Source organism: Saccharopolyspora sp. NPDC002376 (genome assembly GCF_053593195.1).
The window spans coordinates 21,498-42,757 of record NZ_JBSFBZ010000056.1; the positions used below are offsets into that span (position 1 = coordinate 21,498).

The 21,260-nt window shown below is 69.1% G+C and carries 18 protein-coding genes; 12 read left to right on the plus strand and 6 right to left on the minus strand.

The features are described from left to right. Positions 1 to 316: 316 nt before the first annotated feature. On the minus strand, positions 317 to 1,780 hold the full coding sequence (locus tag ACWCO2_RS29230) for an aldehyde dehydrogenase (NADP(+)) (RefSeq protein WP_450131000.1): 1,464 nt from the start codon (positions 1,778 to 1,780) through the stop codon (positions 317 to 319). 120 nt (positions 1,781 to 1,900) lie between these two features. Further along, positions 1,901 to 3,250 carry an FAD-dependent oxidoreductase gene (locus ACWCO2_RS29235; RefSeq protein ID WP_450131001.1) on the minus strand — a complete coding sequence of 450 codons (1,350 nt, stop codon included), beginning with the start codon at positions 3,248 to 3,250 and terminating at the stop codon, positions 1,901 to 1,903. A 330-nt stretch (positions 3,251 to 3,580) separates the two neighbouring features. Between ACWCO2_RS29235 and ACWCO2_RS29240 the strand changes: the two genes are divergently transcribed. The 4 genes from ACWCO2_RS29240 to ACWCO2_RS29255 all read left to right on the plus strand — a co-directional run bounded on the left by ACWCO2_RS29240 (position 3,581) and on the right by ACWCO2_RS29255 (position 9,225). Continuing rightward, complete coding sequence (locus ACWCO2_RS29240) at positions 3,581 to 4,390, plus strand: SAM-dependent methyltransferase (RefSeq protein WP_450131002.1); 810 nt, start codon at positions 3,581 to 3,583, stop codon at positions 4,388 to 4,390. Between the two features lie 5 nt (positions 4,391 to 4,395). Next, positions 4,396 to 6,501, plus strand: a complete 2,106-nt coding sequence (locus ACWCO2_RS29245) for a putative bifunctional diguanylate cyclase/phosphodiesterase (protein WP_450131003.1) — start codon at positions 4,396 to 4,398, stop codon at positions 6,499 to 6,501. 142 nt (positions 6,502 to 6,643) lie between these two features. Further along, positions 6,644 to 8,659, plus strand: coding sequence for a threonine--tRNA ligase (gene thrS / locus ACWCO2_RS29250; RefSeq protein WP_450131027.1), 2,016 nt, complete (start codon positions 6,644 to 6,646; stop codon positions 8,657 to 8,659). Between the two features lie 86 nt (positions 8,660 to 8,745). Then, positions 8,746 to 9,225: an HIT family protein gene (locus tag ACWCO2_RS29255; protein ID WP_450131028.1), complete on the plus strand. Its 480-nt coding sequence runs from the start codon at positions 8,746 to 8,748 to the stop codon at positions 9,223 to 9,225. Between the two features lie 172 nt (positions 9,226 to 9,397). Here the strand turns inward: ACWCO2_RS29255 and ACWCO2_RS29260 are convergent, their stop codons facing one another. After that, positions 9,398 to 9,925: a YceI family protein gene (locus tag ACWCO2_RS29260; protein WP_450131004.1), complete on the minus strand. Its 528-nt coding sequence runs from the start codon at positions 9,923 to 9,925 to the stop codon at positions 9,398 to 9,400. Between the two features lie 225 nt (positions 9,926 to 10,150). On the opposite strand from ACWCO2_RS29260, the gene pgsA reads away from it, so the two are divergent. Next, on the plus strand, positions 10,151 to 10,768 hold the full coding sequence (gene pgsA, locus ACWCO2_RS29265) for a phosphatidylinositol phosphate synthase (RefSeq protein WP_450131005.1): 618 nt from the start codon (positions 10,151 to 10,153) through the stop codon (positions 10,766 to 10,768). 151 nt (positions 10,769 to 10,919) lie between these two features. Here pgsA and ACWCO2_RS29270 read toward each other — a convergent pair whose 3' ends face one another. Then, on the minus strand, positions 10,920 to 11,672 hold the full coding sequence (locus tag ACWCO2_RS29270) for a hypothetical protein (protein WP_450131006.1): 753 nt from the start codon (positions 11,670 to 11,672) through the stop codon (positions 10,920 to 10,922). Positions 11,673 to 12,008: 336 nt separating this feature from the next. Further along, the gene (pdxS, locus tag ACWCO2_RS29275; protein ID WP_450131007.1) at positions 12,009 to 12,926 is read right to left on the minus strand and encodes a pyridoxal 5'-phosphate synthase lyase subunit PdxS; all 918 of its coding nucleotides are present in this window, start codon (positions 12,924 to 12,926) and stop codon (positions 12,009 to 12,011) included. Positions 12,927 to 13,109: 183 nt separating this feature from the next. On the opposite strand from pdxS, the gene ACWCO2_RS29280 reads away from it, so the two are divergent. The 3 genes from ACWCO2_RS29280 (at position 13,110) to ACWCO2_RS29290 (ending at position 17,316) form a co-directional block, all read left to right on the plus strand. Then, a complete protein-coding gene (locus tag ACWCO2_RS29280) occupies positions 13,110 to 13,670 on the plus strand; it encodes a TetR/AcrR family transcriptional regulator (RefSeq protein ID WP_450131008.1) in 561 nt (186 codons plus the stop codon). Next, a complete protein-coding gene (locus ACWCO2_RS29285; RefSeq protein WP_450131009.1) occupies positions 13,667 to 15,067 on the plus strand; it encodes an MFS transporter in 1,401 nt (466 codons plus the stop codon). Before ACWCO2_RS29280 ends, ACWCO2_RS29285 begins: the two co-directional genes overlap by 4 nt. A 134-nt stretch (positions 15,068 to 15,201) precedes the next feature. After that, complete coding sequence (locus tag ACWCO2_RS29290) at positions 15,202 to 17,316, plus strand: elongation factor G-like protein EF-G2 (protein WP_450131010.1); 2,115 nt, start codon at positions 15,202 to 15,204, stop codon at positions 17,314 to 17,316. Positions 17,317 to 17,378: 62 nt separating this feature from the next. On the opposite strand, the gene ACWCO2_RS29295 is transcribed toward ACWCO2_RS29290, so the two are convergent. Continuing rightward, positions 17,379 to 17,951 (minus strand): helix-turn-helix domain-containing protein, encoded by a 573-nt coding sequence (locus ACWCO2_RS29295; RefSeq protein ID WP_450131011.1) that lies wholly within the window; start codon positions 17,949 to 17,951, stop codon positions 17,379 to 17,381. A gap of 69 nt (positions 17,952 to 18,020) precedes the next feature. On the opposite strand from ACWCO2_RS29295, the gene ACWCO2_RS29300 reads away from it, so the two are divergent. From ACWCO2_RS29300 to pdxT, 4 genes are all read left to right on the plus strand, one after another. Then, positions 18,021 to 18,722 carry an AzlC family ABC transporter permease gene (locus ACWCO2_RS29300; RefSeq protein ID WP_450131012.1) on the plus strand — a complete coding sequence of 234 codons (702 nt, stop codon included), beginning with the start codon at positions 18,021 to 18,023 and terminating at the stop codon, positions 18,720 to 18,722. Continuing rightward, entirely contained in the window at positions 18,719 to 19,030 is a 312-nt protein-coding gene (locus tag ACWCO2_RS29305) for an AzlD domain-containing protein (RefSeq protein WP_450131013.1), read from the plus strand. The genes ACWCO2_RS29300 and ACWCO2_RS29305 overlap by 4 nt, the downstream gene beginning before the upstream one ends. 142 nt (positions 19,031 to 19,172) lie before the next feature. Next, positions 19,173 to 20,597 carry an amino acid permease gene (locus ACWCO2_RS29310; protein WP_450131014.1) on the plus strand — a complete coding sequence of 475 codons (1,425 nt, stop codon included), beginning with the start codon at positions 19,173 to 19,175 and terminating at the stop codon, positions 20,595 to 20,597. Beyond that, positions 20,594 to 21,253, plus strand: coding sequence for a pyridoxal 5'-phosphate synthase glutaminase subunit PdxT (pdxT, locus tag ACWCO2_RS29315; RefSeq protein WP_450131015.1), 660 nt, complete (start codon positions 20,594 to 20,596; stop codon positions 21,251 to 21,253). Before ACWCO2_RS29310 ends, pdxT begins: the two co-directional genes overlap by 4 nt. Positions 21,254 to 21,260: the final 7 nt, after the last annotated feature.

The window sequence follows — 21,260 nt, forward strand, 5'->3', positions numbered from 1 at the left end:
CCATCATTCGATTGCAAAGTGCAACCAGATCTGTAGGAGTCATGAGCGCCAAGGTCGTGTGCGACGTCGCCGTCTCCGCCGACGGGTATCGTCTCAGTCCGCCCGGCTTCCCTCGTCGCCCGTATCACGTACCGAACCGCGAACTGAACAAATCCGCCCTTTCTGGTCACGCCTGTATTGCGCCCCGGACGATCTGGAACGGTGCTGACCTCGGGGGAGTGAATTCAAGGTGGACTCCGGGCTGGTGATCAAGCGGTCCCTTCGCCCGCCTGGTTTGCCGACGGGCGAAGGGCTGCGAATCCGGTGTGGTCCGGCGTCAGTTCGGGGTGTGTTTGGTTTGGGGGATGTTCCAGGGGTTTTCGTCGCGGAGGGGTTCTGGGAGGAGATTTTGCGGGACGTTCTGGTAGGTCACCGGGCGGAGGAAGCGGTCGATGGAGGCCGTGCCCACCGAGGTGAAGCGGGCGTCCGTCGTGGCCGGGTACGGGCCGCCGTGCTGCATCGCGGGGGAGACCGCGACACCGGTCGGCCAGCCGTTGAACAGGAGTCGGCCGGCCCGGTCGCGTAGGCGGTTCACCAGGCTTGCGGCGAACTCTGAATCGGAATCCTCGGCGTGCAGGGTCGCCGTGAGGTTGCCCTCGAACGCCTCGGCCGCGCGCCGCGCCTCGTCTTCGGAGGCGTAAGTGACCACAATGGACAGCGGGCCGAAAACCTCCTCCAGCAAGGCTTCTCGGTTGGCCAGCAGAGTGTTGACATCGGTGGTCAGCAGCGTCGGCACAGCGCCGTCGTCGACGCTGCCGTCGGCGAGCACCCGCACGCCCGCCACCTCGGTGACCGCAGCGCGGCGCGTGCAGTAGCCCTCGTGCAGCCGCTCGTTGAGCAGCTTGTGCGCCGCCACCGCCTTCGACTCCTCGGCCAGCACCTCGTCCAGGCCGTGGTCGGCGGGCAGGAACAGCAGCCCCGGCTTGGTGCACAGCTGGCCCGCGTTGCCCGAGTACGACGTCACGTAGCCCTTGGCGATCTCCTCGCCGCGCGCTCGGACGGCGTTGGGAGTGGCGAAGACCGGGTTGAGGCTGCCCAGCTCGCCGAAGAACGGGATCGGCGTCGGACGCGAGTTGGCGATGTCGAACAGCGCGCGACCCGCCGGCACCGAGCCGGTGAACGCCGCCGCCTTGATCCGGGGATCCTGCAACGCCGCGGTCCCGGTCTCGAATCCCAGCACCACCTGGAAAACCCCGTCAGGGGCACCGGATTCGGCCAGTGCACCGGTGATGATCTCGCCGGTGCGCACGGACAACTGCGGGTGTCCCGGGTGCGCCTTGAGCACCACCGGGCACCCGGCGGCCAGCGCCGACGCGGTGTCGCCACCGGCGACGGAGAAGGCGAACGGGAAGTTGCTCGCGGCGAACACCAGCACCGGGCCCACCGGAACCAGCACGCGGCGCAGATCCGGCTTGGCGCCCAAGGGGAACTCGGCGTCCGCTCTGTCCACAGTGGCCTGGAGGTAGCCTCCGTCGTCGAGGACCTCGGCGAACAGGCGCAGCTGGAAGGTGGTGCGCTTGAGCTCGCCGGTCAGGCGCCCCTCGCTGAGGTTGGACTCGGCCATGGCCAGCGGGACGAGCGCGCCCGCCGCGGCGTCGAGCGCGTCGGCTACCGCGCGGATCTGCCGGGCGCGGGCGGCGGGGGACTGCGCACCGAACGCTTCGGCGGCGTCGGCGGCCTGCTGCAGGACGGTGTCGAGTTCGGCTCGGGTGGTGTCCGGGATCGCGGTCAACGTGCCCATCCTTTGCGCGATGCGAGTGGCGTCTCCCAACACCGTAATGCGCCCGCGCGCTCTCCCGGAGCAGTGAAGGGCACCTTCTGGCCGCACAGCTGCCTGAAGGTGCCCTTCACCTCGAAAAATTCACTCCGAGCGGGAGATCTGGACCATCTCGTCGCGCGGCACGACCTTGACGCGCTCGCGGCCCTGGGCCTCGCCCAGCGCCTTCTCGTGGGTGTCCAGGCGACCCCAGCCCTCCCACGTCGTGTACTCCACGCCGCGCTCCTCGAGCAGGCGCAGAATGCTCTCGCTCGACGGATCCTCGGCCTGCGGCATCGACTCCAGGTCGGAGAGCAGGTTGTTGATCGTCTCCAGCGCGTCGCCCTTGGTGTGGCCGATCAGGCCCACCGGACCGCGCTTGATCCAGCCCGTGGTGTAGACGCCGGGCATGTGCTCGCCGTCCAGGTCCAGCACCCGGCCGCCCTCGTTGGTCACCACGCCGGCGGCGTGGTCGAACGGGATGTCGGCCAGCGGCGAGCTCAGGTAGCCCACCGCGCGGTAGACCTGCTGCGCCGGGTAGGTCTCGTACTCGCCGGTGCCGCGCACGTTGCCGTCGCCGGTGAGCTCCATGACCTCGACCTTGAAGCCCTCGACGCGGTCGGTGCCCTGAACCTCGACCGGGGCGCGCAGGAAGTGCAGGTGCAGCCGTCGCGCGGTGTCGTTCTTCGGGTCGCGCAGCGCCCAGTCCTGCAGCGTCTTGACGATCGTCTTCACCTGGTTGTTGGTGCGGATCGCCGCCTCGCTGGCCTCGTCGAGCTCGAAGCCTTCGGGGTGCACGATGACCTCGACGTCGTCCTGGTGGTCGAGCTCGCGCAGCTCCAGCGGGGTGAACTTGGCCTGCGCCGGACCGCGCCGGGCGAACAGGTGCACGTCGGTGACCTGCGAGTCCTTCAGGCCGCGGTGCACGTTGTCCGGGATCTCGGTGCTCAGCAGGTCGTCGGCCTGCTTGGCCAGCACGCGGGCGACGTCCAGCGCCACGTTCCCGGCGCCGATCACCGCGACCTGCTCGCCGTCGAGCGTCCAGTCCCGAGGAGCCTCCGGGTAGCCGTCGTACCAGTAGACGAAGTCGGCGGCGCCGAAGCTGTGCGGCAGGTCGATGCCCGGGATGTTCAGCGGGCGGTCCTTGTCCGCGCCAGTGGCGAAGATGACCGCGTCGTAGTGATGCCGCAGGTCGTCCAGCTTGACGTCCACGCCGTAGTCGATGTGCCCGAGGAAGCGGATCTCCGGCTTCTCCAGCACCCGGTGCAGGGCGCTGACGATGCCCTTGATGCGCGGGTGGTCGGGGGCCACGCCGTAGCGGATCAGACCGTAGGGCGCGGGCATCCGGTCCAGCAGGTCGATCTCGACCGGGGTCTCGGACTTGGTCAGGATGTCGGCCGCGTACACCCCGGCCGGTCCAGCGCCGACGATCGCTACCCGCAGTGGGCGAGTCATTCCATCTCCTCCTACCCCGAACGGTCCTCGACCCGGAGTGCTCGCTGACTGGCCCATCACGAGTGGGCCTGGTGGACGTCCACCAAGACTCTTCAAGCTTAGGTACCCCTTACCCCAGATCTCGCCATGCGGGCGGTGACAATGCTCATATCGGAGCCGAGTTCTCCCCGGTGCCAACGCTGAGTGCGTGACTCGATGCGCCGGGTGACAGTAGGATCCCCGCTTGATCAACATGTGATCACCGTTCCGGTCGCGGTGGATACCTCGCTCGATGGATGTGCAGAGACGACCTCGATGGCCGGGCGGAGCAACGGCTGGAGGTCTAGCGAGATGCAGGAGCGGTCGGACTGGATCCCGGAAGGCGTTGACCTGGCGAAGCCCAGCGCGGCCAGGTGCTACGACTTCTACTTGGGCGGCGCGCACAACTTCGAAGCCGATCGCGAACTCGGACGCCAGGTCATGAAGGTGGTGCCCAACGTCCAGGAAGTCGCGGTGAACAACCGGGCCTTCCTGCGGCGCGCGGTGCGCTACTGCCTGGACCAGGGCATCCGGCAGTTCCTGGACATTGGATCCGGCATCCCGACCGCGGGCAACGTGCACGAGATCGTCCACTCCGCCGCCCCGGAAGCCCGCGTGGTCTACGTGGACAACGAGCCGGTCGCGGTCGCGCACAGTCGCACCATCCTGGGCGACAACGAGCGGGCCACCGTCGTGCACGCCGACCTGCTCGACGTCGAAGGTGTCCTGGACGCGCCGGAAACGCAGGCGATGCTCGACTTCTCGCAGCCGATCGCCGTCATGATGGTCGCGCTGGTGCACTTCGTGCCGGAGGGCAAGAAGCCCCGCGACGTGATCCGCCGCTACTACGAGCGGCTGCCCGCGGGCAGCTACCTCGGCTTCTCCCACGTCACCGGAGACCACTACCCGGAGGGTGTGCAGGGCCTGGTGAAGCTGTACGAGAACAGCTCCAACCCGGTCACGCTGCGGACCCGCGACGAGGTCGCCGCGATGATCGACGACTTCGAGATCATCGAGCCGGGCGTGGTCTACGTGCCGAACTGGCGGCCGGACACCCCGGAGGACGCCTGGGAGAGCCCGGAGCGATCGATCGTCTACGGCGCTGTCGGGCGCAAGGCGTGACGTTAATGCCCGATCCGGACGACGACGGAGGGCCCGAACACGACGAGCTGGTCAAGGAGTGGACCCGCCGGGTCATCCACACCAGCTACATCGCGATGGGGCGCCCCGAAATCGAGACCTTCCTGGCGAAGTGCCTGGACGACGTGCTGGCCGCGCTCGACGGCGGACCGCTGGAATCCGCCGTCGGCGTCGGCCGGCGGTTGGTCGACGTGCACTTCACCAACGCCGAGGCGCTGTCCGGCACGCTGCAGCACCTGGCGACCGCGCTGCCCGCCGTTCACGGCGTCGATCCGGCGCGGCTGGTCGAGGTGCTCAGCGGGCTGGCCGCGGGCTACGCCGGGGCGCTGCGCGAGCAGACCCTGGGCGAGCAGGAAGTGATACAGCGCGCGGTTTCAGCGGCCCGCGACGCCGCGGAGGAGGCCCTGCGGGCCAGCGAAGCGCGGTCCCGCGCCGTGGTCACCTCGTCCGCGACGGGCATCGCCATCGTCCGGTTGGACGGCAGCATCGACGAGACCAACGCCGCGATGCGGCGGATCTTCCGGCGCAGCGACGCCGAACTGGTCGACAGCACCATCTTCGAACTCGCCGACCCCGAGTGGGTGGCGGACCTGCACGCCGCCAACGACGGCCTGGTCGGTGCGAGCAACGACCAGTACCAGCTCGACACCCGGTTCACCGCGCCGGACGGCTCGCACACGTGGACCCAGCTGTCGGCGTCGTTGGTCCGCGACTCGCACGGCGAACCGGACTACCAGGTGGTGCTCTACGAGGACATCACCGACCGGCACATGCTCCAGGAGCAGTTCCGCCGCCAGGCCGTGCACGACCCGCTGACCGGCCTGGCGAACCGGACCCAGCTGCAGACCAGCCTGGACAAGGCGCTGGAGGAAACCCGCCCAGGTCGGCGGGTCGGGCTCTGCTACTTCGACCTGGACGGGTTCAAGGCGGTCAACGACAGCCTCGGCCACCCGATCGGCGACCAGCTGCTGCGCACCGTCGCCCAACGCCTGCAGGCCGCGGCGCGCGGGGCGCTGGCCGCGCGGATGGGCGGTGACGAGTTCATCGTCCTGGTGCCCGACTCGACCGGGGCCGCTGATCTGGTGGCCATGGTCGACGACCTGCTGGACGAGATCACCAGCCCCACGCGCATCGGCGCGCACGAGCTCCGCGCCTCGGCCAGCGTCGGGATCGTGGAGCGCCCGGTCGTCGAAACCGACGCCGAGTCGCTGCTGCGCGACGCCGACATCACCCTCTACCGGGCCAAGCAGGAAGGCCGGGCGCAGTGGACGCTGTACGACCCGGAGCGCAACGCGGCGACGCGGAACCGGTTCAAGCTCTCCGCCGAACTGCCCGCCGCGATCGACCAGTACGAGCTGTTCGTCGAGTACGAACCCATCATCGAACTGGCGAGCGGACGCTACATCGGAGCCGCCTCCAGCATCCGCTGGGACCACCCGGAGTTCGGCGAGCTCGGCGAGGAGCGGTTCCTGGAGCTGGCCGAGGAGACCGGGCTGATCACCCGGCTCGGCAGCTGGGCGCTGGAGCAGGTCTGCGAGCACGCCGCGCGCTGGGTGGAGCACCTGGGCTCGAAGGCCCCGGCCGCCGCGGTGCGCCTCACGCCGCGGCACACCCGAGACCCCGCGCTGATCGCCGACGTGCACCGCATCCTGCGCAAGACCGGGCTGCCGCCCGATTACCTGGCGTTCGGGCTGCCCGAGTCCACGCTGTTCGACGGTCAGGGCGACGCGGTGGACACGGTGGGCATCTTCTCCGACATGGGGCTGCGGCTGTGCGTCTACGAGTTCGGCGAGAACTACGCCCGGATGCCGCGGCTGAAGGGCCTGCCGTTGCGGATGGCGCGGATCGAGGGCCCGCACCTGGACAGCTTCGTCGACCCCGACGGCCCTGCCCCGCTGGACCGGCACCTCGTGGTCGCCGCCTGCGACGCGGCCGACCTGCTGGGCCTGCCGGTCAGCGCGGCCGGTGTGCGCGACCAGCTGCAGGCCCAGCGCCTGCAGGAGCTCGGGGTGTCGCTGGCGATGGGGCCGTTCACCGGTGGTCTGGTCTCGGCGTCGGAGCTGGCCGAACTCGTCCAGGAGCAGTCGGGCTGACGTGGGCAGGTGGTGGCGGGAAACAGTCCGCGACCAGCCGATAGCATCGGAATGCGAAGCGTATCCGCGCCGGTCGGAGGACCGGCCCAGCTGAGGAGTGATCGTGTCCGTACAGCCTTCCCAAGCCCAGCAAGCTCTCCGGGTGAAGGTTCCGGCGGGCACTACCGCGGGTGCGGCTGTGGCCGAGGCCGGGCTGCCGTCCAAGGGCCCGGACGCTGTCGTGGTGGTCCGCGACGGCGAGGGCGACCTGCGCGACCTGGCCTGGGCGCCGGAGTCCGACGTCGAGGTGGAGGCGGTCGCCGCTGACACCGAGGAGGGGCGCAGCGTCATCCGCCACTCCGCCGCGCACGTGCTCGCGCAGGCGGTGCAGAACCTGTTCCCGGACGCGAAGCTGGGCATCGGCCCGCCGGTCAAGGACGGCTTCTACTACGACTTCGACGTGGACCGCCCGTTCACCCCGGAGGACCTGCAGGCGCTGGAGAAGCGCATGAAGCAGATCGTCAAGTCCGGGCAGAAGTTCTCGCGCCGCCGCCTGGACTCGGTCGAGGCTGCGAAGGAGGAGCTGGCCAGCGAGCCCTACAAGCTGGAGCTGGTCGACATCAAGTCCGATGTGGACACCAGCGAGGTGATGGAGGTCGGCGGCGGCGAGCTGACCGTCTACGACAACACCGACCGGCACGGCGAGGTCGTCTGGGGCGACCTGTGCCGCGGCCCGCACGTGCCGCACACCCGGTTCATCCCGGCGTTCAAGCTGATGCGGGTGGCCGCCGCGTACTGGCGGGGCAACCAGAACAACCAGCAGCTGCAGCGGATCTACGGCACCGCCTGGGAGTCCAAGGACAAGCTCGAGGAGCACCTGGAGCTGCTGGCCGAGGCCGAGCGCCGCGACCACCGCAGGCTCGGCGCCGAGCTCGACCTGTTCTCCTTCCCGGAGGAGATCGGCTCCGGGCTGCCGGTGTTCCACCCCAAGGGCGGCATCATCCGCCGCGAGCTGGAGGACTACTCCCGCAAGCGGCACGAGCAGGCCGGCTACGAGTTCGTCAACACCCCGCACGTCACCAAGGACACGCTGTTCAAGACCTCCGGTCACCTCGACTGGTACCAGGACGGCATGTTCCCGGCGATGCACCTCGACGAGGAGCGCGACGCCAACGGTGAGCTGCGCAAGCCGGGCGTCGACTACTACCTCAAGCCGATGAACTGCCCGTTCCACAACCTGATCTTCCGCTCCCGCGGGCGCTCCTACCGGGAGCTGCCGCTGCGGCTGTTCGAGTTCGGCTCGGTCTACCGGTACGAGAAGTCCGGCGTGGTGCACGGCCTGACCCGGGTGCGCGGCATGACGCAGGACGACGCGCACATCTACTGCATGCCCGACCAGCTGCAGGACGAGCTGAAGTCGCTGCTGGGCTTCGTGCTGGACCTGCTGCGCGACTACGGCCTGGACGACTTCTACCTCGAGCTGTCCACTCGCAACGACGAGAAGTACGTCGGCGACGACGAGAGCTGGGAGGTCGCCACCGAGGCGCTGCGCAGCGCGGCAGAGGACTCCGGACTCGAGCTGGTGCCGGACCCGGGCGGCGCGGCCTTCTACGGCCCGAAGATCTCCGTGCAGGCCAAGGACGCGTTGGGCCGCAGCTGGCAGATGTCGACCATCCAGGTCGACTACCACCTGCCGGAGCGGTTCAACCTCGAGTACACCTCGCCGGACGGCAGCAAGCAGCGGCCGATCAAGATCCACCGGGCGCTGTTCGGCTCCATCGAGCGGTTCTTCGGCGTGCTCACCGAGCACTACGCGGGCGCCTTCCCGGCCTGGCTCGCGCCGGTGCAGGCAGTCGGCATCCCGATCGCCGACGAGCACGCCGAGCACCTGCAGCGGGTGGCGAAGTCGTTGCGCGACAAGGGGATCCGCGTCGACATCGACACCAGCGACGACCGGATGCAGAAGAAGATCCGCAACCACACCACGCAGAAGGTGCCGTTCCTGCTGCTGGCCGGTGGCAAGGACGTGGAGGCCGACGCGGTGTCGTTCCGGTTCCGCGACGGCACCCAGATCAACGGGGTGCCGGTGGACACCGCGGTCAACGCGCTGGTCGACTGGGTGCAGCGCCGCGAAAACGCCTCGCCGACCGCGGAGAACTTCCAAGCGGGGACGGCGTGAGCGTCGAACCCGAGGGAGTCGAGCTGACCGAGCAGCACGGGGTCGGGGTCCAGGACGCCCTGCAGCGGCTGTGGACCCCGCACCGGATGGCCTACATCCAGGGCGAGGGCAAGCCGGACGGCGACGACAGCGACGGCTGCCCGTTCTGCCGCCTGCTGGAATCCGGCCGCCCGGACTCCGAGACGCTGATCGTGGCGCGCGGCGAGCTGGTCTTCGCGATCCTGAACCTGTACCCGTACAACCCGGGGCACCTGATGGTGCTGCCGTACCGGCACGTGGCGGACTACACGGAGCTGACCGCGGCGGAGACGGTGGCGGTCGCGGAGTACACCCAGCACGCGATGCGGGTGATCCGCCAGGTGTCGGCGCCGCACGGGTTCAACATCGGGCTCAACCAGGGCCCGGTGGCGGGCGCGGGCATCGCGGCGCACCTGCACCAGCACGTGGTGCCGCGGTGGGGCGGTGACTCGAACTTCATGCCGGTCATCGGCCACACCAAGGTCCTCCCGCAGCTCCTCGGCGAGACCCGCCAGCTCCTCGCCGACGCCTGGACCGAAGCGGACTGATCCGTCCCGGTGGATCACAGTTTCAAATTGCAACTGCAGGTTTCAGTCGCGACTGAACACAGTTTCAATTGAAACTGTGATCCGCCGTGGCTGGGATTTACAGTTTCAATTGAAACTGTAAAAACGAAGGGCCGGGGACTCGTGCAGTCCCCGGCCCCTTTCGCGTTCGCGGTCAGCCGCGGAGCCTGGCCTCGATGTCGAGGGTGATGGTGATCTTCTCGCCGACCATGGCGCCACCGGCGGGCCCCACGCCGAAGTCGGTGCGGTTGAGGACCACCTTCGCGGACAGGCCCAGCAGGCCGTCCTCGGTGAAGCCGCCCAGCTCGGTCTCCAGCGACACCGGCTTGGTCACGCCGTGCAGGGTGAACTCGCCGTCGATGACGAAGTCCTCGCCGTCCTGGCGGACCCCGGTGGAGCGGAACGTGGCGGTCGGGAACTGCTCGACGTCCAGGAAGTCGCCGTTGCGCACGTGCGCGTCGCGGTCGGCGTTGCCGGTGTCGACCGAGGTGGTGTCGATGGTCGCGGTGACCGAGGACTCCAGCGGGTCGGCCGCGGTGACGATCTCGCCCTGGAAGCTGCCGAAGCGGCCGCGGGACTTGCCCACGCCCATGTGCCGCACGGTGAACTGGATGTCCGAGTGGACGCTGTCGATGTCCCAGGTGCCCGCGACGTAGCCCGGAATCTGCTCGGTGGCCGTCATGTTGTCTCCAAAGGTGTGGCGGTGCGAGTCTGCCTCGAACTCCAACGGTGGCTCACCGCGGTCGGGCGCCTCGTCACAGGGAGTTCGAGCAGCTTCAACACTCTTGAACCTTCAATGATTCCGCGCTGTGGTGGGGATCACCGGTTGACGTGGGGCCAGTGCCTCTGATCAGCGCGGGCTAGTCTGCTGGAAAACGACAAGCACAGGCGGCTGACCACTCAAGCAATGCTCAACATCTTCGCGCGGGCCTCGTTGTCCCGACTGACCAACCCGATCGGTGCTGGCCTGGTCCGGCTCGGTCTGTCACCGAACGCGGTGACGCTGACCGGGACGATCGCCAGCATCGCGGCTGCGCTGTGGTTCTTCCCGCGCGGCGAGCTGTTCGTGGGCACCCTCGTGGTCGCGGTGTTCTTGCTCTTCGACATCCTCGACGGCGCGATGGCCCGCGCCGGAGGCCGAGCCTCGCAGTTCGGCGGAGTGCTCGACGCGAGCTGCGACCGCCTCGTCGACGGAGCTCTGTTCGGAGCCTTGGTGTGGTGGGCCCTGGTGGTCGACGTGAACCACGCGCGCGGCCTGGGTTTCCTGATCTGCCTGGTCAGCGCCCAGGTGATCTCCTACGTCAAAGCCCGAGCAGAAGCCAACGGCCTCAACGCCGACGGCGGCCTGGCCGAACGAGCCGAACGCTTCCTGGTGATCCTCGTCGGCACGGGCCTGCACGGCCTAGGCGTCCCCTATGTCCTGGACGTGGCGATCTGGCTCCTGGCCCTCCTGAGCCTGATCACCATCACCCAACGCCTCATCACGGTCCACCGCTCCGCCCGCACCCAGTCCGAGAACGACTGATCGCCCGGCCAGTCCTCCGCGATTGAGGTTTTTCCAACCTCATCCTGCGTGGCGGTACCGGTGACGGAACCTCAGACGCCGTCTGGCTGCGGGATCGGCGCTTTTCGTTATGACCAACGGTGTGCGGCTTCCGCGGGACTGAACTCGGGTTTCAGGTCCAGCGCAGGGGCCAGGCGAAGCGGCGGTCGACGGTCCAGGTCAGGGTGGAGTCGAGGGATCGCGGGTCGTCGTGGTCCTCGATGCGGTCGACGAGCTGGTCGTCCTCGATGCCGAGCCACGATTCGGGCGCGTTCTCGTCGGAAAGATCGTCCTCCTCGAATTCGTCGCTCGGGAAGGTGAATTCGCCGAGCACCTCGCCGGTCTGCACAGCGACGAAGCGCAGCGTCGTCACCCCCACCGCGATCAGCACGTCGTCGGCTCCCCACAGCAGGCCACCGGTGCCGCCGGGAACGTCCAGGGTCTGCAGGAGCTCAGGAGTGTCGGCGAGCGAGTAGACCTCGACGGTGCCAGTCGTGGTGAGGGCTGCGGCCCGGTCGCCGTCCGGCGCCCAGCACCACGCCGGAGCGTCGGTGGCCTCCCACCTCGGGAGCGTGATGTCGAGCTGATACCGGTGCTCGCCGCCGTCGTAGATGATCACGGCTGGTCGCGCGCCCGCATCATTGCCGTCGCGGATGGCCACGGCGAGCCGGGCCAGCACGCCGCGTTGGCCCCAGTGCAGCGTGGATGCGCCCAGGTGTTCGGGGAAGGTCGCGAGGGGCTTGCCGGTCAAGCCATCCCGAATGACCAACTCCCCGTGCAGGTGGGCGAGGAACCGCCCGTCGGTGCTCCACGTGGCGGGCATGCCGACCGTGCTGAGGCGCAGGCAGTCACCGGCCTGCGCGATCCAGGTCAGCTGCCGGGGCACGGCGTCGATCGAAAACGCTTCGCCGAGACGGTTCTGCCCGTAGATCCGGGTCCCGTCGCTCGGAGGAGGCCCGCCGGTTCGGCTGACGACCCGGTCGAAGCCGCGTTGAGATGATCTTGGAAGTCCATGCCCGCCGGGAGACTAGCCACCCAAACCGACACACCTGCGTTCCTGGAACCGCTACAAGCCTGCTGCGTGCTCGGGCACGGGGTCAGTCCACAGGCGTCGGCGTGTCGTGTCCCGACACGCCGACAGCACGCGATTTCCATTGAAATCGGATGTCCAATTTCAATGGAAATCGCGTGTCTGCCGGTCGGGTTCAGCGGTGGGGTGGGGTCACCAGCCGCGCTGGGCGTAGCGCTGCTGCTCGGAGAGGTCGTCGAGGTTGATGCCGACCATCGCCTCGCCGAGGCCGCGGGAGACCTTCGCGATCACGTCCGGGTCGTCGTAGAAGGTCGTCGCCTTGACGATCGCCTCGGCGCGCTTGGCCGGGTCACCGGACTTGAAGATGCCGGAGCCGACGAACACACCCTCCGCGCCCAGCTGGCGCATCATCGCCGCATCCGCCGGGGTCGCGATGCCGCCCGCGGTGAACAGCACCACCGGGAGCTTGCCGGTCCGGGCGATCTCCTGGACCAGCTGCACCGGCGCGCGCAGCTCCTTCGCCGCGACGTAGAGCTCGTCGTCGTCGAGCACCGACAGGCGTCGGATGTCGGCGCGGATCTGGCGCATGTGCCGCGTCGCCTCGACCACGTTGCCGGTGCCGGCCTCGCCCTTGGAGCGGATCATCGCCGCGCCCTCGGAGATCCGACGCAGCGCCTCACCGAGGTTGGTCGCACCGCACACGAACGGCACGGTGAACGCCCACTTGTCGATGTGGTTCACCTCGTCGGCCGGGGTCAGCACCTCCGACTCGTCGACGTAGTCCACGCCCAGCGACTGCAGGACCTGTGCCTCGACGAAGTGCCCGATCCGGGCCTTGGCCATCACCGGGATCGACACCGAGTTCACGATGCCGTCGATCATGTCCGGGTCGGACATCCGGGCCACGCCGCCCTGCACGCGGATGTCGGCCGGCACCCGCTCCAGCGCCATCACTGCGACCGCACCCGCGGCCTCGGCGATCTTCGCCTGCTCCGGTGTGACCACGTCCATGATCACGCCGCCCTTGAGCATCTCGGCCATGCCGCGTTTGACCCCGTCGGTCCCGGTCTGGGCGTTGCGGGTGGTGTCCTTGGCGTCGACGGTAGTCACCTTTCGGCCTTCCTTCGTGCGGTCCTCTGCCGCCATCAGCCTAAGAACGAACTGGACCAGCAACACGGTCCACTAAACCAGTTTTTGACTAGTCCACTTTTCCGGCGGGAGTTCGGTGTGGGGGTGGTCACTTCGGGTTTGTAAGTAGTTAGTAACTAGTAACTTAAGGGCATGGTTGCGCGGATGAGTGGGGCTGAGCGTCGGGCTCAGGTCTTGGGGATCGCGGCGGAGGAGTTCGCCGAGCACGGGTTGCACGGTGCTTCGATCGAGGCGATCGCCCGGGATGCGGGGATCACGCAGGCTTACGTCTTCCGGATGTTCGGGACGAAGAAGGCGTTGTTCTTGGAGCTCGTTCGCGCGGCGTTCGACCGGTTGAGCGACGGGATGCGGGACGCTGCCGGGAGCAGGAGCGGCTTGGACGCGCTGTCGGCCATGGGGGCGCAGTACTACGACCTCCTCGCCGATCGCACGAACTTGCTGCTGCAGCTCCAGGGCTTCGCCGCGTGCGGCGACGAGGAGGTGCGCGAGGCCGTGCAGTCGTGCTTCGCGCGGATGTGGGACACGACCGCGGGCGTCACCGGCCTCGAACCGGTGACGGTGAAGTCGTTCCTCGCGTTCGGGATGCTCTTGAACGCCGGGGCGGCGATGGACGTCGAGCACGTCGACGAGACGTGGGCCGAGGGGGTTCGCACCCGGATCAACGCGGGCCTGTTCGAGCACATCACGGCGGCGAAGAACCGATGAGCGCCGGGGTGGACGACCGCGCCGACGCCCCGGATCGCGAGGCTCGCCGTCTCGGGTCCGCGCTCGTCGCCGTTGCGCTGATGGGCGCCGTCATCGGGAGTGTTGGTGCTCCGCTCATCACGGCGGTCGCGACGGGTCTGCACGTGCCGCTCGAAGCCGCGCAGTGGACCTTGACGATCACGCTGTTCACCGGCGCGATCGCCGGCCCCGTCCTCGGCAGGCTCGGTACCGGCCCGCACCGGCGGGCCACGATCCTGGTCACCCTCGTCCTCGTCACGATCGGCGGCGCGCTGACCGCGCTACCGCTGCCCTTCGCGGCTCTGGTGATCGGACGCGGGCTGCAGGGGCTCGGGTTGGCTGTGGTGGCGCTGCTCATGAGCGTCGCCCGTGCCCACCTGCCCGCGGAACGCTCCGCCTCGACGATCGCCGCCCTGTCCGTCGCTTCGACCGTGGGGATCGGAGTCGGCTACCCGGTGATCAGCCTGCTCGACCAGCTCGCCGGACTCCGCGCCGCGTACGCGCTCGGATTCGTGGTGTCCGCCGCTGCGCTCGTCATCGCATGGCGCGTGCTCCCGCCGGAAACCCCGGGCGCACGGCCGCAGATCGACGTGATCGGAGCGGTCCTGCTCGGTCTGGGAACGCTCGGCGTCCTGCTGGTCATCGCAGAGCCCGTGCCGTGGGCCAATTCCTGGGTGGGTGCGGGCATCCTCGTCGCCGCAGTCGCGATCCTCGCGGTGTGGGCGGTCGTCGAACTCCGGAGCGCCGCGCCGCTGGTCGACCTCCGGTTGCTCGGCCAGGGGCCCGTGGTCCGGGCGAACGCCGCCATGCTCATCGCGGGTGTCGGCATGTACCTGCTGTTCAGCCTCCTCACCCGCTACGTGCAGACCCCTGCGGACGCGCGCTACGGATTCGCCCTCCCCGGCGTTGCGGCAGGGGCTGCCCTCATTCCCTTCTCCCTCTTCGGTTTCGTCGCGGGCAAGGTCCTTCCCGGCCTCGCCGGCCGCATCGCGCCGCGAGGGGCCTACGTGATCTCCGCGGCTGCCGTGATGATCGCCGCGGTGGTGTTCGCGGCGGCCACCGGTTCGCTCGTCGTCGTCCTGATCGCCATGGCGGTCCTCGGCTTCGGAGTCGGCGGGGTCTCCGCGGTCATGCCCAAGCTCGTCCTCGTCGGCGTTCCCCAGGCCGAGACCGCCAGCGTGCTCTCCATCAACCAGATCGTCCGCAGCATCGGCTTCAGCATCGGCAGCGCTCTCGCCGGATTCCTCCTCGCCGCCGCCACGCCCGGCGGTGCTCTGCTGCCAGCGCAGGACGGCTACGTCACGGCCGCGCTCTGGTCGCTGCCGCCGCTCGTGGCTAGCGCGCTCATCGTCACCGGCAAACGTCGAGCTACCCGCTGAAACCGCTGCTTCGTCGCTCGTTCGGTGGGCTTGCCGGGTGACTGGCTCCGGGGTTGTGGCGACCTTGCACGGCGTGGGCGTCGGGTGTGTGATCGGAGACACAGCCAGTTGTCGGGAGCGTGCAGGGAGTACTCATGGGCACCAAGCAGAGCGGCACAGTAGGAGGGCCGGTCGTCCCGGCCCCTTCAGATCCCGCCAAGATCCGCAATGTCGTGCTGGTCGGGCCTTCGGCGGCAGGCAAGACGACGCTGGCCGAAGCGATGCTGTCGGCCACCGCGACGATTCCCCGGTCGGGCGCGGTCACCGAGGGCACCACCGTGTGCGACCACGAACCCGCCTCGATCGAGCAGCAGCGGTCCATCGGCCTGGCCGTGGCGCCGATCCAGCACGGCGACATCAAGATCAACCTCATCGACACCCCCGGCTACGCCGACTTCATCGGGGAGCTGCGGGCCGGCCTGCGCGCCGCCGACGCCGCGCTGTTCGTGGTCGCGGCGGCCGAGGGCGTCGACCCGGCGACGCGAGCGATCTGGCAGGAGTGCGCGGCCGTCGGGATGCCCCGCGCGGTGCTCATCGCCCGCCTGGACCAGCCGCGCGCCGACTTCGACACCGCGCTGCTGGCCTGCCAGGACGCCTTCGGCGGGGGAGTGCTGCCGCTGTACCTGCCGCATCGCGGGGCCGGTGGCGAGGTGACCGGGTTGGTCGGGCTCGTGACCGAGAGCGTCTACGAGTCCGGCGAGCAGCGGACGGCCGACGATGCCCTGCGGGCGCAGATCGATCAGCAGCGCGGCGAGCTCATCGAGGCGATCATCGCCGAGAGCGAGGACGAGTCGCTGATGGACCGCTACCTCAACGGCGAGCGCATCGACGAGGACACGCTCATCTCCGACCTGGAGACGGCGGTGGCCAAAGGCGGTCTGCACCCGGTGCTGCCGGTGTGCGCGATGGCCGACATCGGTGTGCCCGAGGTGCTCGACGGCATCGTCCGCGGCTTCCCGTCACCACTGGAGCACGCGCTGCCGGAGTTCACCGACCCGCATGGGCGCAACCCGCGCGCACTCACCCCAGATCCGGAGGGACCCCTGGCGGCCGAGGTGGTGCACACCTCGGTCGATTCCTACGTGGGGCGGGTTTCGCTGGCGCGCGTGTTCTCCGGAACGATGCGTCCGGAGCGCCCGGTGCACGTCTCCGGCCACGGCATGGCCGAGCGCGGGCACCCCGACCACGACGAGGACGAGCGCGTGGCGCACCTGTACTCGCCGCTGGGCGCGAACCTGCGCGAGATGTCGCACTGCATCGCCGGTGACCTGTGCGCGCTGACCAAGATCGGCTCGGCCGAAACCGGGGACACCCTCTCGGACCCGTCCGACCCGCTGCTGCTCACACCGTGGCCGATGCCCGAGCCGCTGCTGCCTATCGCGGTCACCGCGCACACCCGCAGCGATGAGGACGCGCTGGCCCGCAACCTCAACCGTCTCATCGCCGCCGATCCCAGCCTGCGGCTGGAGCGCGACAGCGAGACCCACCAGCTGGTGCTGTGGTGCATGGGTGAAGCGCACGCCGACGTGGTCCTGCAGCGGTTGCGCGAGGGCGGCGCGGAGGTCGACACGGTGCCGGTGAAGGTGCCGCTGCGGCAGACCTTCGTCCAGTCCGCCAAGGGGCACGGCAGGCATGTCAAGCAGTCCGGCGGGCACGGCCAGTACGCGGTGTGCGACATCGAGGTGGAGCCGCTGCCGCGCGGATCGGGTGTGGAGTTCGTCGATCGAGTGGTCGGCGGGGCCGTGCCGCGCCAGTTCATCCCCAGCGTCGAGAAGGGCGTGCGAGCGCAGGTCGAGAAGGGCATCAACGAGGGCGCCCCGCTGGTGGACCTGCGGATCACGCTGGTCGACGGCAAGGCGCACAGCGTCGATTCCTCCGACGCGGCGTTCCAAGCGGCCGGTTCGCTGGCCCTGAAGGCCGCCGCCGAGCAGGCCGGGCTGGTCACTCTGGAACCCGTCGACGAGGTGGCGGTGCACATCCCGGACGAGCACCTCGGCGCGGTGCTGGGCGACCTGTCGAGCCGTCGGGGCAAGGTGGTCGGGACCGAACCGGAGGATGGCGGCTGGACGGTGGTGCGCGCGCACGTGCCCGCCAGCGAACTGGTCCGCTACACGGTCAACGTCCGCTCCCTGACCTCGGGCAGCGCGACCTACACCCGCCGCTTCGAGAACTACGAACCCATGCCAGAGCACCTACTCACCCGAAAGTGACCAACCACAATCCGGGTGAACGTCAATTTCGCGCGAAATTGGCGCTTCGTCGCCCGGCCGGGTTAGCGGTGCTCCATGACGAGGACTGCTGTGGTGTTGGGGGCGAGGGCTTCGTAGAGGTGGGGGACGTCGCCGGAGAAGGAGACGTAGTCGCCGACCTCGAGTTCGACCGGGCCGTCCTCCGGGCCTGCGCGGAGGCGGCCTCCGGTGAGGATCACGTGCTCGACCGAGCCGGGGATGTGGGCGTCCGCGTGGCGGATGCCGCCCGGCTCGAGTTCGAGCACGTAGAGGTCCCGGCGCGCGCCCGATTCGCCGGATGACAGCAGGGCGGCGCCGTAAGAGGTCGTCTGCTCGGACCGGACGATCGGCACCTGGCCGGCGCGGACCACGCGGATCTGCGGCGTCGGCGGGTCGACGAGTCGGCTGAAGGGCACGCCCAGGGCCACGCCGAGCGCCCACAGGGTTTCGACGCTGGGGTTGCCGGTGCCGGATTCCAGCTGGGAGAGCGTGGATTTCGCGATTCCGGCGCGTTTGGCGAGCTCGGTCAGGGTCAGTCCCGTGCGTTCGCGCTCCCGACGCAGGGACATGGCGATGGTTTCCAGCGGCGCGGCCGGGGTGTTCTCGGTCTCACTCATGGCTGTTCGCTCTGTCGGTCCTAGAATTCGGTTTGACGAACGCTCTCGTCATTGTTCATGCTAGCGAACGTGAGTACGGTTCAGCGAACGCGAGCGGGATTCTGGCGGGACGCGCTGGTGCGCGACGTCCTTTCGATGACGCTGGCGATGGCCATCGTGGGGGCCTCACTCGGCGCGATCGCGGTGAGCAAGGGCGTCCCGCTGTGGATGGTCACGCTGATGGGCGCGGTGGTGTTCGCCGGCGGGTCGGAATTCATGGTGATCGGCCTGATCAGCGCGGGTGCGGCACCGGTCACTGCGGTGCTCGGCGGACTCATGCTCAACGCTCGCCACCTGCCGTTCGGCCTAGCGATCGGCGGACTGTTCGGTCGCAGCTGGTCGAATCGCCTGATCGGCAGCCACCTCATGGTCGACGAGTCCGTGGCGTTCGCGATGGCGCAGAAGACCGAGGCGGAGAAGAAGCGCGCCTACTGGCTCACCGGCATCGCGCTGTACAGCGCTTGGGCTCCGTCGGTGTTCCTCGGTGGCCTGCTCGGCCAGGGCGTCGGCGACCCGGGCGCCTTCGGGCTCGACGCCGCGATGCCCGCCGCGCTGCTCGCGCTGATCATGCCCTCGCTTCGCGAGCACCGGACCCTGCGCGCTGTCGCGGTGGGTGCCCTGATCGCGGTGCTCACGACCCCGGTGCTACCGGAAGGTCTGCCCGTGATGGTCGCGCTCGTCGGGCTGGCCGCGGCGCTGCCGCTGCCGAAGAAGCTGGAGGAGGCCCGATGACGCTCGGAGTGGTCTTCGCGCTGGCCGCCGGGACGTACGCGATGCGCCTGGCCGGACCGCTGCTGCGCGGGCGGCTGCGGATCTCGCCGCAGTGGGAGCAGCTGATGTCGATCTCCGCGATCGTGCTGCTCGGTGCGTTCGTGGCCACCAGTGCGGTGTTCGAGTCCGGTGGTTTCGCCGGATGGGCCCGATTCGTCGGTGTTGCGGTCGGTGGAGTGCTGGCCTGGCGGCGTGCGCCGTTCGTGCTCGTGGTGGCCGCCGCAGCGGCGACCACGGCTCTGTTGCGCCTGGTGGGGCTGGCTTTGTGAGCTGCCGTTAACCCCGGCGTTGATCTTCGGACGCCACTGTTTAAGGTCCTCCGTGTCCCATCCGGCGTAATCACACTCACACGCCGGGGTGAACGCATTGAGTCCGGACATTTCCGGCTCCCGCCACGGAGGACCACACCCCATGGTCGCCACACCCGACACCTTCGACCGCGGCACCGAAGAGGGCTACGCGAAGGGGCTCAAGAACCGGCACGTCCAGATGATCGCCATGGGCGGGGCCATCGGTGTCGGCCTGTTCCTCGGAGCTGGCGGCCGGATGGCCCAGGCCGGACCGGCTCTGGTCGTGTCCTACCTGCTGTGCGGCATCGCGGCGTTCTTCGTGATGCGCGCCCTCGGCGAGCTCGTGCTGTACCGGCCGGTGGCGGGCAGCTTCGTGGAATACGCCCGCGAGTTCATCGGACCGTGGGCCGGATTCGCCGCCGGCTGGCTGTACTTCCTGAACTGGGCGGGCTCCGGCATCGCCGAGATCACCGCGGCCGGCATCTACATCGGGAAGTGGTTCCCGGCCTTCCCGCAGTGGATCACCGCGCTGATCTGCCTGGCCGTGCTGCTGGTGGTCAACCTGCTGTCGGTGAAGCTGTTCGGCGAACTGGAGTTCTGGTTCGCGGTGATCAAGGTGCTGGCCATCGTCACCTTCCTGTTCGTCGGCCTGGCCCTCGTGGTCACCGGCGCCGAGGTCGGCGGCACCACCGCCGGTACGCACAACCTCGTCGACCACGGCGGGTTCACGCCCAACGGGCTGCCCGTGGTGCTGATGAGCATGCAGGGCGTCATGTTCGCCTACGCCTCGATGGAGATGGCCGGTATCGCCGCTGGTGAGACCGCCGACCCGGCCAAGATCATGCCGCGCGCCATCAACGGTGTGGTGTGGCGGATCGCGGTCTTCTACATCGGCTCGGTGCTGCTGCTGGCGATGGTGCTGCCGTGGACGTCCTACAACGGAGACCAGAGCCCGTTCGTGACCGTCTTCTCCAGCCTCGGCATCCCGTGGGCCGGCGACATCATGAACTTCGTGGTGCTCACCGCCGCCCTGTCCAGCTGCAACTCCGGCCTGTACGCGACCGGCCGGATCCTGCGCTCGCTGGGCATGCGCGGCGAGGCACCCTCGTTCACCGAGCGGATGAACGACCGCCGCGCGCCCTACGGTGCGGTGCTGTTCACCGGCGCGGTGTTCCTGATCGGCGTGCTGCTCAACTACGTGGTCCCGAAGGACGCCTTCGACATCGCCACCTCGATCGCCTCGCTGGGCGTCATCGCTACCTGGTCGGCGCTGCTGATCGCGCAGGCCCGCCTGCGCAAGCGCGCCCTGCGCGGCGAGCTGGTCCGCCCGTCCTACCGGATGCCCGGCGCGCCCTACACCAACTGGATCGTCCTGGTGTTCCTGCTGGGCATCGTGGTGCTGGCGGCCTTCTCCGACGAGCTCGCGGTGCGCGCCTCGTTCTACGCGGTGCCGGTTGTAGTGATCGCGCTGTTCGTCGGCTGGCGGCTGGTCCGCAGGTCCCGGTCTTCGATTGTCGAGGAGAGTGCAGGACAATCGGAGATGTGACGAACCCCGTGATCGGTGTCCTGGCCCTGCAGGGCGGCGTGGCCGAACACCTGGCCGCGCTCGAGCGCTGCGGGGCCGACGCGCGCCCGGTGCGCCGCGCCGAAGAGCTCGCCGAGGTGGACGGAATCGTCCTGCCCGGCGGGGAGTCCACCACGATGACCCGGCTGCTCGACACCTTCGAGCTCTACGAGCCGCTGCGCGAGCGGCTCGCCGCCGGGTTGCCCGCCTACGGCTCGTGCGCCGGGATGATCATGCTCTCGCGCGAGGTCGTGGACCAGGACCCGGACCTGCCCGCGGTTCGGCCGCTGGGAGCCCTGGACGTGGTCGTGCGGCGCAACGCCTTCGGGCGCCAGGTCGATTCCTTCGAGGCCGACCTGGACTTCACCGGAATTCCGGACGGCCCGGTGCACGCGGTGTTCATCCGGGCACCCTGGGTGGAGAAGGTGGGCGCGGAGGTCGAGGTGCTGGCCGAGGTCCGGGAAAATCCGGACAGCTCCGAGCGGTCGGCCGCCGTCGGTAGGATCGTCGCGATTCAGCAGGGACCGGTGCTCGCCACCGCTTTCCACCCGGAGCTGGTGGGCGGGGACGAACGCGTGCACCGCTATTTCGTACAGATCGTCCGCGCGCGGCTGAACGCGGCAGCGCAGGCGAAGTAAAGACGGA